Source organism: Candidatus Zixiibacteriota bacterium (genome assembly GCA_040752595.1).
Lineage (GTDB): Bacteria > Zixibacteria > MSB-5A5 > WJJR01 > WJJR01 > JACQFV01.
Genome location: JBFMGX010000034.1, coordinates 15,904 through 27,297, shown reverse-complemented (window position 1 = coordinate 27,297; position 11,394 = coordinate 15,904). Strand labels below are relative to the sequence as shown.

11 protein-coding genes are annotated in these 11,394 nt (G+C 61.7%); 7 read left to right on the top strand and 4 right to left on the bottom strand.

The genetic code is table 11. The annotated features are described in order from the left end of the window. Positions 1-388 (top strand): hypothetical protein (locus AB1792_09080; protein MEW5702367.1); only part of this gene is annotated, 388 nt, incomplete at its 5' end. A 140-nt stretch (positions 389-528) separates the two neighbouring features. Here AB1792_09080 and AB1792_09075 read toward each other — a convergent pair. The 4 genes from AB1792_09075 to AB1792_09060 form a co-directional block, all read right to left on the bottom strand. Further along, a complete protein-coding gene (locus AB1792_09075; protein ID MEW5702366.1) occupies positions 529-1,623 on the bottom strand; it encodes a VWA domain-containing protein in 1,095 nt (364 codons plus the stop codon). A gap of 151 nt (positions 1,624-1,774) precedes the next feature. Further along, the gene (locus tag AB1792_09070) at positions 1,775-3,253 is read right to left on the bottom strand and encodes an AAA family ATPase (GenBank protein ID MEW5702365.1); all 1,479 of its coding nucleotides are present in this window, start codon (positions 3,251-3,253) and stop codon (positions 1,775-1,777) included. Positions 3,254-3,625: 372 nt separating this feature from the next. Continuing rightward, positions 3,626-4,618, bottom strand: coding sequence for a selenide, water dikinase SelD (gene selD, locus AB1792_09065; GenBank protein ID MEW5702364.1), 993 nt, complete (start codon positions 4,616-4,618; stop codon positions 3,626-3,628). 9 nt (positions 4,619-4,627) lie between these two features. Further along, entirely contained in the window at positions 4,628-4,765 is a 138-nt protein-coding gene (locus AB1792_09060) for a hypothetical protein (protein MEW5702363.1), read from the bottom strand. 189 nt (positions 4,766-4,954) lie between these two features. Here AB1792_09060 and AB1792_09055 point away from each other — a divergent pair, with 189 nt between their 5' ends. From AB1792_09055 to AB1792_09030, 6 genes are all read left to right on the top strand, one after another. Beyond that, positions 4,955-6,529, top strand: coding sequence for a hypothetical protein (locus tag AB1792_09055; protein MEW5702362.1), 1,575 nt, complete (start codon positions 4,955-4,957; stop codon positions 6,527-6,529). A 272-nt stretch (positions 6,530-6,801) separates the two neighbouring features. Continuing rightward, on the top strand, positions 6,802-8,427 hold the full coding sequence (pruA, locus tag AB1792_09050) for an L-glutamate gamma-semialdehyde dehydrogenase (GenBank protein MEW5702361.1): 1,626 nt from the start codon (positions 6,802-6,804) through the stop codon (positions 8,425-8,427). Positions 8,428-8,820: 393 nt separating this feature from the next. Continuing rightward, complete coding sequence (locus AB1792_09045) at positions 8,821-9,339, top strand: hypothetical protein (protein MEW5702360.1); 519 nt, start codon at positions 8,821-8,823, stop codon at positions 9,337-9,339. A gap of 254 nt (positions 9,340-9,593) precedes the next feature. Then, complete coding sequence (locus AB1792_09040) at positions 9,594-10,073, top strand: YfiT family bacillithiol transferase (GenBank protein MEW5702359.1); 480 nt, start codon at positions 9,594-9,596, stop codon at positions 10,071-10,073. 253 nt (positions 10,074-10,326) lie between these two features. Continuing rightward, on the top strand, positions 10,327-10,806 hold the full coding sequence (locus tag AB1792_09035; protein ID MEW5702358.1) for a YfiT family bacillithiol transferase: 480 nt from the start codon (positions 10,327-10,329) through the stop codon (positions 10,804-10,806). Positions 10,807-10,861: 55 nt separating this feature from the next. Beyond that, positions 10,862-11,353, top strand: a complete 492-nt coding sequence (locus AB1792_09030) for a DinB family protein (protein MEW5702357.1) — start codon at positions 10,862-10,864, stop codon at positions 11,351-11,353. Positions 11,354-11,394 lie beyond the last annotated feature (41 nt).

Genomic DNA, 11,394 nt, shown 5'->3' with positions numbered 1-11,394 from the left:
GGACATGGCATCCTCCGCCGATCCCACCCAACGCGACATCGTGGTCTTTTACTCCGGCGCCGACGGCATCTTCCGGTATCTCTTCTATGGACGGATGGAGGACGAGACCTCGCGGCTTCCGGTCGCCGATGGCACGGTCCATCTGATCGGCAAGGGGGATCAGCGCCGTTTCAATGAGTTCTTCGCCGTGTCGGGGCCGGAATTCTGCATGTTCGAATTCAACAAGACGGCCTACGACTGGGTGAAGGAGAAGATCATCGACATTCCGGGAACCGTTGTCTCGACCACCTTCGGTCCGGGCCGCGGCACCACATTCCACCGGATGTACGTCGGCACTGTCGACGGCACCATCTACGAGATTGTCCGCGAGGGACTGGAGAACGAATAAACCCGCACGGCCGGTGTGGCCCTGACGTTCGTCAGGGCTCGCAAGAGCCACAACATGAACCGGTGACCCCGCCGTGTTCCGGCTCGCATGCCGATCCGTTGGTCCTTGTAGACCGTGACCAAGATCACGGCCACACTTCGCTATCGCAGCCGGCGGCGGCGGTTGTGCAGGTAATCCCAGAAGATGTATCCGCCCAGCCGGTCGGGAGGGGTGAAGTAAGCGCGTCCCCGGTTGAGGGCGGTGAGCTTGCGGACAAACTGCTGGAGATAGGGATCGGCGGTCACCATGAACGTGGTGATCATGATCTTCTTGCGGCGGCAGATGACCGCTTCGTCGAGTGTCCGGTTGACGATGATCGGGTCCAGCCCCGCTGGGTTCCTGTAGATCGTCCCGTCGCCCTTGCGGATCACCGAGGGCTTCCCGTCGGTGATCATGAAGATCTGCTTGTTGTGGTGCTTGCGGTGCAGCAGAATCTGCCGCGCCATCCGCAGTCCCGCCTGCGTGTTGGTGTGGTAGGGACCGGCGCCGATATACGCCAAATCGGCCACTTGGATCATCGCGGCGTCATCGCCGAAGACGACGACATCGAGCGCGTCCTTCGGATAGCGGGTCAGAATCATCTCGGCGAAGGCGAGCGCCACCTGCTTGGCCGGGGTGATGCGGTCTTCGCCGTAGAGAATCATCGAATGCGAGATGTCCAGGAGGAGCACGGTGGCGCAACTCGTGGTGGCCTCGGACTGTCGCACCGCCAGATCGGGCTCGGTCAGTGTCCATTGATCCCCCGCATCACGGCGCATCGCATTGATAAACGACTCGTTGAAGTCGATTTCCTGGGCGCCATCGCCGAACCTGTAGGGGCGCCGCTCCGGCAAGGGTTCGTGGGAGCCGCCCTCTTCGCGGGGGATGGGATGATTGCCGCGCGCATCGGCTTTGAGGGCTGAAAACACGCGATCGAGCGAATCCTGACGAATCTGTTTCTCACCCTTGGGGGTCAAGGAGAGCCGATGGTTCGCTTCCTGAATGATCCGGTCCTCTCGCAGTCTTCTCTCAAAATCGTCCAGGTCCAGGTCGGCGGCGAGGATTCCCTGTTCCTTCAGGTACCGCATCCAGCGCAACGCCTCATCGACGTCGCCGTTGGTCTGCAACAGGAGGTAGTTGAACAGACGCAGCAGGTCGCGTTGCGCCAGCAGGCGCCGGATCAGTTCTTCGTCCCACTCGGAGTATTGGAAGCGCATGGTCAGATTACGAATTGTCTCATTGTACTGTCACCCTGAGCGGAGCGAAGGGTCTGCTTTCCAATCCATAGGGAGAAACAGCAGATGCTTCGCTTCGCTCAGCGTGACAACTCTCGATTCTGACGTTCCTTCCGGATTGCTCAACGACCAGTCAATCATCCCGCCGCACGTTGTGCAGCATCGTGGCCAACATGTCGGAATAGCGATGGATCGAATCGACCGCCGTCTTGGCGATCAGGTTCTGTTGATGCAGGCCGTCGAGGACAAACTCCATACCCAGGGCCGTTTCGTGAGCGTCCGGCGGTTTCAGGAATTGCTCGGCGATCTTCTTCAGCGTCGGCACGGCCGCCAGCGCATTCGCGTATGTCTCAAACGTCATGTCGTCGGACACCTCGACCTTCGTATCGCCGGAGAAGTGCGCCAGGACTTTTCCGAAGATCGGGTCGGCCTTGGCGGGGAGCCCGCCGTCCTTGTCGATCTCGGGAAAGCGACGTTTGAACACCCGCCCGATCGCCTCGCCGATCACATTCAGGACAATCATGCGGGCGCCTTCGCGCTCGCCCTCGTAGACGAGCTCGACTTTGCCGGCGACTGCGGGAATCGCCGCGGTCAGATCGGCCATGCGGGGGACCATGATCGATTCGCCGGTGCGCAAGTTGCGGCGTTCCATGTTCGAGATCACGTTCTCCATGACCGCAATCGGGACGCGCGCGGACACCCCTGATGATTGATCGATAAACTCCGATTCGCGCGCCGCGAAGGCAATCTCTTCGATGATCTCCCGGTAGAAGGCGGGCAGCACCGGCCGGGTGCCGTCGCGATGCGCCCACGCCTCCTGATCGGTGATCCGCTGCGCCTCGGCCACCGTCACCGGATAGTGCGTGGCGATCTGCGAGTCGATACGATCCTTGAGCGGTGTGATGATGTTGCCGCGGTTGGTGTAGTCCTCGGGGTTGGCGGTGAAGACCAACACCATGTCCAGGGGGATCCGCACCGGAAAACCGCGAATCTGCAGGTCGTTCTCCTCCAGGATGTTCAACAGCCCGACCTGGATGCGCGGCTGCAGATCGGGGAGCTCGTTGATGGCGAAGATGCCGCGGTTGGTGCGTGGGATGATCCCATAGTGAATCGTCTCTTCATCGGAGAAGTCCCGTCGTTCGCGCGCCGCTTTGATCGGATCGAGGTCGCCGATCAGATCAGCGATGGTCACATCCGGCGTGGCCAGCTTCTCCTGGTAGCGGCGGTCGCGCCCGATCCACTCGATCGGCGTCTGGTCTCCTTTTTCGGCGATCAGGCGGCGCGAATAGGCGCACCCGGGGCGCAATGGATGGCAGTTGAGCGGCGATCCGGCGATGACCGGCGTGGCGTCATCCAGAAGCGTCGTCAGCGCCCGCACCAACCGGGTCTTGGCCTGACCGCGAAGCCCAAGGAGAATGAAGTTGTGCCGGGACATGATGGCGTTTTCGAGCGCCGGGATCACGGTCTTGTCATAGCCGATGATCCCGGGGAACAGTTCCTCCCCGGCGGTGATCTTACGGATCAGGTTGCGGCGCATTTCATCTTTGACCGATTCATAGACGAGGCCGGCCCGTTTGAAGGCACCCAGGGTCTCGGGACGTTTGACAGGCATCGGATCATGGCTCCTTGATTGTGACACGGTGGTTCGGCTGCCCGACCCACATCCATCGGCTGGACGATTCTACACACCAACGGCGGGATCGGCACCGCCCATCGGATGAACAACCGGACTGGAGGGAAGTTTCAGGTCAAAGAAGATCGACTCATGCTGCAATCGGTTTCACGACCTTCGAGGTGTGCGGTCGGGTGCCCACACCCGACCGCTCCCTCACCCGATCCGCCTGCGGCGGATCGACCTCTCCCGGAGGGAGAGGTTACTTGTCCCCTATCCACTCTGGGGAGAGGAGAGGGTGAGGGGTCACAGCCAACGCAAGACACATACAGAAGCTCCGACGCACCTTGAGTCTCTGATTCTGTCAAACGCTCAGGGCAAGACCTCGATGTGAGGTACTTCCGCCGCCATCACTTCACCGCAGATGGCGGCATCCTTCAGGCCGGCATCCTCAAGCCGTCGCAGCATCGGCTCGGCCTGGCCGGGGTCCACGGACATCAAGAGCCCGCCGGAGGTCTGCGGGTCGAAAAACAGCATCTGCCGGGCGGCATCGATCCGCGCGTCGACGCGCACTTTCGTTTCCAGCGGTTCATTGCCGGTGAGTTTCACGGCCGACTTGACGCCGCGGGCGACTAACGAATCACAGAGCGGCCAGCGCGGAATCCGGCTTTCCATGAATCGTAGGCCGACACGGCTGGCCTGCGCCATCTCCCAGGCATGCCCCGCCAGCCCGAAGCCGGTGATGTCGGTCACGCCGTGCACGCCGCCGAAGGCCAGCATCACGGCGCAGGCGGTGTGATTGAGTTCGGCCATTGCCTCCAGTACCGGTCGCGCCTCGACCTCAGTGATCAACCCTCCCCGAAGTCCGGTGACCACGATGCCGGTCCCAAGGGGTTTGGTGAGGATCAGCAAATCGCCCACGCGCGCGGCGGCATTGGTCTTGATGTCGGCGTCCCGTACAATCCCGGTCACCGACAGGCCGTACTTGAGTTCTTCGTCTCGGACGGTGTGGCCGCCGATCAGTGCGACACCGGCCTTGGTCAGCGTGTCCAATCCGCCGCGGAGGATCTCGGTCAACGTCGGTTGGGTGATTCCCCGCGTCGGGAAACAGCAGAGATTCAGTGCCGCCTTGGGCGTGCCGCCCATGGCGTACACATCGGACAGAGCATTGGCGGCGGCGATCCGCCCGAACAGATGCGGATCGTCACACGGCGGCGTGATGAAATCCGCCGTCAACACCAGGTTCAGATCCGGCGCAATCCGATAGACTCCGGCATCATCGCCGGTGGTAATCCCCACCAACACCTCGGCGGGCACCGGGATGTCCAGATCACGGACGATGGCCGACAGGTCCACCGGACCCATTTTCCCCGCTCACCCGCCGGAACGGGCGAAACGGGTGATGCATTCGGCCGATGTCGATGGGCTCTCTGTCATGCCGGATTCCCTGTGATCGGCGGCGGCTTCGTCGGTATCGGTGACGGCGGCGATTCCGACTGTGCTGCCGGGCATAACCATACATCAAACATGGTGCGAAACTGAAACAGTTTTTCCCGGGCCGTCACGATCGCGACCGCCAGACCAATCGTGGTTGGCGAATCGTATGCTGTTGGCGATCAATATGCTGCAGCAATGCACCGGGCGTGATTGACTCCTGTGTCGGGGGCTGGTAACTTCGACGCCGGCTTGTGTCCCCATGCCATGTGGCGCCGCCCGACCATAGTAGTTCCCTTGATCGTCGTCGCCGCCCTAGCGATTACCGTGGGCGTTGCCATCTGGCACAGTGTCGCTGCCAATCAAGGGCATCTGGTCTTCTCTCTCGATGACCCGTACATCCACCTGGCCATCGCCCGCAATCTGGCGCTCCATGGCGTGTGGGGGATCAATCCGGACCAGTTCTCCGCCGCCTCATCGTCCTCGCTGTACACGTTGCTGTTGACTCTGGCGTTCATTGTCACCGGACCCACGGAGATCTGGGCCTGGGTGCTTTGCATTTCTGGCGCTCTGGCAATCGCACTGCTGCTGGCGGTTCGCGCCCAACGCTCCCTCCCCAACCACTGGCTGGCCGCCGGAGTGGCGCTGTGGACTGTGGTGATCGCCGGTTTGCCCGAGCTGGCGTTCACAGGAATGGAGCACGCCTGGCATACAGTCGCAGTGCTGACGCTGGTCGCCATGACAGAACGTTTACTGGCGGGGCAGGAACATCGCACTCGGGATGCCGCTGCGCTCGTTGTCTTGGTTCTGGTCGGCTGTGCGTTGCGCTATGAGACACTGTTCCTGATTCCACCGCTTCTGATCTGTCTGCTTGCTGCGGGGAAGAAACGGATGGCAGCGGCCGTGGCCATCGCCGCCGCGTTGCCGGCCGCGACACTCGGCATTGTCCAACTGGCGCACGGGGAACCGTTTCTTCCCAACACGATTCTGCTGAAGGGTGTGTACTACGAGCACCTCGGTCTGTGGAGTTACCCGGCGCGATTCCTTCGCCAGATCGATTCGCTATACTGGATCACCCTGCTCGGTTTGGCGTCGGTGGCGGCGTTCGATTCGTTGCGTCAACGCGGGGCCCGCGACCCGCGTCTGGCCGGGATCGCCATGTTCTTCGCGGCCGTGCTGTGCCAGTCGGCGTTTGGTCTGATCGAACGGCGCTATGTCGTCTATGTCGTCGCGATGGGAGTCTGGGTGGTTCTTCCCCACATTGGCGAGTGGATCGAGCGCGCCCGGCCCTGGATGGTCAAAGCAACAGTGCGCTATTCCGTGTGGGGAATGGCGTTCTGTGTCGGTGTCTTCCCCTTCGCCGACCGCCTTCAGGAGCTCGGCCGCCTCCCTCAGTTGAGCCAGGACATCTACCAACAGCAGTATCAGATGGCGCGCTTCTTTGCGGAGAACCACCGGGGGCGAACGGTCGCCGTCAATGATATCGGCCTGGTGTCGTGGGCCGGCAATGTCCAGGTCTTCGACCTGTGGGGTCTCGGCAACAGCACCGTGGCACGACTGCGCGCCGATAATACCTTCACACCCGAGCGCATGCGCGAGCTGGTCGCACAGGCGGGCGCCCCCATCGCGGCCGTCTATCCCGGTTGGTTTGTCACGCACGGTGGCCTTCCCGACGAGTGGCGTCCTGTCGGTCACTGGCAGCTTGCGCCAAAGAGCAAAACCAGCGTCGGGTCGCCGTTGGTCTTCTTCTTCGCCACAACACCGGACTGGATCGAGCCCTTGCAGAAAAGTCTGGATCGTTTCACGCCGCAGTTGCCCCCCGAGGTAAGGACCGTGTTCTAGGGCCTCTGGCCAGACACTGTCGGCGGGGACGACCCTCTACCTGTGTCGGAGAGAGCAGAGAGAGAGATAACCTCTCCCTCCGGGAGAGGTCGATCCGCCGCAGGCAGATCGGGTGAGGGCTCTCTTCGAAAGTCTGTCCGTTAATCGTGGACAGCATTCGCACCTCCGTTCTTTGACAGGCGCGGGCGCCGAACTTTTGCGCGCGGCGAGGTCGGGATCGTATCTTGAGCGGACTGGAAGGATCAGTCATCGTTCAAACGAGGTCAACGATCATGCTGAATGCCATCATCCAAGTCCCTGAGCCGAAGAATGAACCGGTGAAATCGTATGCCCCCGGTTCTCCCGAACGGGCCGAATTGCAGAAGGAGATCGAACGGCAGCGCCGCATGCAGATCGAGATTCCGTTGGTGATCGGCGGCGAAGAAGTCCGAAGCGGCCAGATGGCCGACTGCCGCATGCCGCACCAGCATGGCCACTTGCTGGCACGGTATCACAAGGCGTCGCGTGAGCATGTGCAGCGGGCCATTGCGGCCGCGAAAGCCGTGCAACCCGCCTGGGCGGCGCTCGATTGGGAGCACCGCGCCGCGATCATGCTCAAGGCGGCCGATCTGCTGGCGGGGCCATACCGGCAGATTCTCAACGCCGCCACCATGAACGGCCAGAGCAAGAATCCCTTCCAGGCCGAGATCGACTCGGCCTGTGAGTTGATCGACTTCTACCGCTTCAATCCGTTCTATGCGCGCCAGATCTATGCCCAACAGCCGAATTCCGCGCCGGGAATCTGGGACTATGTCGAGCATCGGCCGCTGGAGGGTTTCGTTTTTGCGGTGACGCCGTTCAACTTCACGTCGATTGCGGGGAATCTCCCCACCGCGCCGGTGTTGATGGGGAATGTCGCGCTGTGGAAGCCCGCGTCGAGCGCGGTGTACTCGGCGTATTGGCTGATGCAGATGTTCAAAGAGGCGGGTTTGCCGCCCGGCGTGATCAATTTCGTCCCCGGCTCGGGTGGCGAGGTCGGCGATCCGGCGGTCGACTCTCCCGAATTGGCGGGCGTGCACTTCACCGGCTCGACCTCGGTCTTCCAGGCGATGTGGAAGCGGATCGGCACTAACATCGCCCACTATCGCTCCTATCCACGAATTGTCGGCGAGACCGGCGGCAAAGACTTCGTGTTCGCGCATCCCTCCGCAGACGTTGAGGCGCTGGTTGTCGCGCTGTTGCGCGGCGCCTTCGAGTATCAGGGGCAGAAATGCTCGGCCGCCTCGCGCGCCTACATCCCCGAATCGCTCTGGCCGAAGGTCAAGGAACGCATGGGCGATGAACTGGCGCAGATGAAGATGGGCGACCCCGCCGACTTCGGCAACTTCATCAATGCCGTGATCGACAAGGCGGCGTTCGACTCGATCAAGGGGTACATCGACTTCGCGAAGTCATCGGGCGATGCCAAGGTCATCTTCGGCGGCCAATGCGACGATTCGGTCGGCTACTTCATCACCCCCACCGTGGTGCAGACGACCAATCCGAAGTTCAAGCTGATCTGCGAGGAGATCTTCGGCCCGGTGTTGACGATCTTTGTCTATCCCGACAACAAGCTCGATGACACGCTGGCGCAGTGCGACGTCGCCTCGCCGTATGCCCTGACCGGCGCGGTCTTCGCGCAGGACCGCTATGCCATCGCCAAGATGGCCCGCGCATTGACCTACACCGCCGGTAACTTCTACATCAATGACAAACCGACCGGCGCGGTGGTCGGGCAGCAACCGTTCGGCGGCGCCCGCGCCTCCGGCACCAATGACAAGGCCGGGAGCATGATCAACCTGTTGCGTTGGCTCTCCCCCCGCGCGGTGAAGGAGACCTTCGTCCCGCCCCGGGATTGGCGGTACCCGTTTTTGGGGTAGGAGTGGTATTGGCTATCCATGGGAGGGCGAGGCTCCTGCCGAGCCGCTCTTTCACATACGAAACGAAAAGACGGCTCGCCGGGATGCTCGCCCTCCCGAAGACACATTGTGATTGGTTACCTCTCCCTCCGGGAGAGGTCGCTCCGATCCGCCGCGGCGGATCGGAGCGGCTTGTCCTGAGCGGAGCCGAAGGGGTGAGGGAATTGCCCGCCGCCGTGCGATAGACTATAATATGGTCAGTGCCGTCTGGCCCGCGCCCGCGCGGGGGAGGGAGACGATGTGCCGCTGCGAGTGGATCAGCTTCAATCAGCGTCCGTCGGGCCGCGCGATGACTCTGATAGACCGTGACTAAGGTCATGGCCACCCCCGCGAGCGGGAGAGGAGGGATCTGAAATGTCGGACTTGATTATGAGGGTGGACAGCAAGACTGCGAACAATATCTGGCAGCGCCTGGTTGACCCAAGTCGTCTTCGACTGATCTTGGTGGTCACGTCGGGCGATCAAGCGGAAGTGAAGGGGTTCTCTGATTACGAGAGTTTTGTTGCTAGTGTATGGTCGTCAGTTAACCCCACGCTCCATAAGGCTGCCTCAGGCCTCAAGGATAAAGCTCTTCGGCTGCTGAGGCTCTCGGATGTGGCGAGACACGATCTGATGACTGCCGCTGTAGGTATCGCGAAGGAGATGGTAGAGACGGCCCACAAGGAAGGACAGCGGATTGGATTGGCAATTCAAGCGAAGGAGATAACCGAGTTTCCCGTAGGAGCATCGGGGCCAAGAACATTGTACCTCATAACCATGTGGCGACTGCCTTCCAGTGAGGAGATGAGTAAGATCATCGTGACAGATTTGGAGCTGCTACCGGAGTTCTACGAAGATGGGCGTCCAACGGTTGAATTCCGTACGGAGCCGTGACCACCAGTACGTTCTCCATCCGGGAGGGTTTCCGTTCTAGAAACGGTGTCATGGCCCCCTCGATTATGCGGTCTACGCGATTGAGGTGCGGGTCAGCCCTCGGGCTGACCTTCGTCGCACAGCGACGATCTGCAACGATTCGCAATTGACGGCTGCCGACCGTCGGCACTTGGTTCGAGATCAAAAACAGGGGCCTTACGGCCCCAGGTCAGCCCAAGGGCTGACCCGCACTCCAAATGAAGAGGTGGACACGCATGCTCACCACCCAAGAACGCCAGGACATGATCGCGCGGATGCGCAAGCTGCCGGAGATGCTCGAAGCCGCCGTCAAGGGGCTGAACGATCAGCAGCTCGATACGTCATACGGCGAGGGGAAATGGACGGTGCGGCAGGTGGTGCACCATGTGGCCGAGGCGCACCTGATGGCGTTTGCGCGGGTCAAGATCGCGTTGACCGAGGACAAGCCGGCGCTGCCGATGTATGACCAGGTGAAATGGACCGAGCTCCCGGATGCCCGCCTGGCCCCGATTGCTCCCTCATTGGGGATCATTCGCGCTCTGCATGAACGCTGGTGCGGGCTTTGGGCTATGCTGCCTGCGGATGCCTGGCAACGGGGGTCGGTGCATGCCCGTCGCGGCGAGATGACGATTGATGATCTGCTCGTGCTATACGCCGACCATGGCGACAAACATGTCGCGCAGATCGTGGGCTTGCGCGCGGCGAAGGGATGGTAGAGGATGCGGGGGGCTGAAAGTCGAAGATCCCGAGCGAAGAGAGGGATCCCTGTCCTCAGTGACGTTGGTGGCGCAGGCATTCCTGCCTGCGCATAATTCATGGGCAGACAGGAGTGTCTGCCCCACCAAGAACATCTGACAGAATGAACGCAGGGAAGACTCCCTCACCCGATCCGTCCTCCGGACGGATCGACCTCTCCCGGAGGGAGAGGTTAGATCCGCACTGTCAACCATGAAAGGAACGATCCGGGCGATGCTCACAGCACAAGAACGCCAGGAAATGATTGCCTGTATCCGGCGGCTGCCGGAAATTCTGGAAGCGGCCGTAAAGGGGCTGAACGATCAGCAGCTCGACACGCCCTATGGTGAGGGGAAATGGACGGTGCGGCAGGTGGTGCACCATGTGGCCGACTCGCACATGGTGGCCTTTGGGCGGATCAAACTCATCCTCACCGAGGAGAAGCCGCAGATCAAGCCGTACAATCAAGAAGAGTGGGCCAAACTCCCGGATGTGCTGCAGGTTCCGATTGACCCATCGCTGGCGATCATCAACGGTCTGCACCAGCGCTGGAGCACTTTGTTAGCCGCATTGCCGGCGGACGCATGGCGGCGCCCGGCTTTTCATCCCGAGCACGGCGACATGATCCTCGACGATTTCCTGCGCATCTACTCGCATCACGGCGAGAGTCATGTGGCATCGATCACACGTCTGCGCGCGGCGAAGGGATGGTAGATGATGCAGGGGGCTGAAAGCCCCCTGTCCTCACTTGGCGGAAAGGACGCTTCGTATGCCCGATCGAATCCGCATCGCCTTGGTCAAATCGCTCCGGGGCGAGCACGCCCATGTTAAGCCGTTGATTGCCCTCGAAGCGCTGACGGCGGCGCAGGCGCGCCAGCGTCCCCGGCGGGGACTGGCCACGATCTGGGAGCAACTGGCCCACATGGTCTTTTGGCAGGACATCATGCTGGCGCGATTGCGTGGCGAAGCACCACCCTATCCCAAGTCCGCGGCCGACGGATGGCCGCCGATGCCGCCGGCACGCGATGCCGTTGCCGAGTGGGCCGACCTGGTAGCCCATTTCGCCAACGGTTTGAAGACAGCGCAGCGATTCGCGAAGACGACCGATCTGGCGCGCATCATTAGAACGAAGACCAAGCGCACCACGGTCGAGCAACTCATCGCCCTGGCACAGCACAATTCGTACCATGTCGGGCAGATCGTGACCGTGCGCCGGATGCTGGGTCTGTGGCCGCCGCCTTCGGGCGGGGATACGTGGTGATTCAGGGTTGCCCCCCAAGAGACGTCGTGAGCGGTGGGCCT

Excerpts from the sequence above, each read along its gene's own strand:
- AB1792_09030 (MEW5702357.1), top strand. The coding sequence starts at position 10,862 with ATGCCCGATCGAATCCGCATCGCCTTGGTCAAATCGCTCCGGGGCGAG.
- AB1792_09040 (MEW5702359.1), top strand. The coding sequence starts at position 9,594 with ATGCTCACCACCCAAGAACGCCAGGACATGATCGCGCGGATGCGCAAG.
- AB1792_09075 (MEW5702366.1), bottom strand. The coding sequence starts at position 1,623 with ATGCGCTTCCAATACTCCGAGTGGGACGAAGAACTGATCCGGCGCCTG.
- selD (MEW5702364.1), bottom strand. The coding sequence starts at position 4,618 with ATGGGTCCGGTGGACCTGTCGGCCATCGTCCGTGATCTGGACATCCCG.
- AB1792_09070 (MEW5702365.1), bottom strand. The coding sequence starts at position 3,253 with ATGCCTGTCAAACGTCCCGAGACCCTGGGTGCCTTCAAACGGGCCGGC.
- pruA (MEW5702361.1), top strand. The coding sequence starts at position 6,802 with ATGCTGAATGCCATCATCCAAGTCCCTGAGCCGAAGAATGAACCGGTG.
- AB1792_09060 (MEW5702363.1), bottom strand. The coding sequence starts at position 4,765 with ATGCCCGGCAGCACAGTCGGAATCGCCGCCGTCACCGATACCGACGAA.
- AB1792_09045 (MEW5702360.1), top strand. The coding sequence starts at position 8,821 with ATGTCGGACTTGATTATGAGGGTGGACAGCAAGACTGCGAACAATATC.
- AB1792_09035 (MEW5702358.1), top strand. The coding sequence starts at position 10,327 with ATGCTCACAGCACAAGAACGCCAGGAAATGATTGCCTGTATCCGGCGG.
- AB1792_09055 (MEW5702362.1), top strand. The coding sequence starts at position 4,955 with ATGTGGCGCCGCCCGACCATAGTAGTTCCCTTGATCGTCGTCGCCGCC.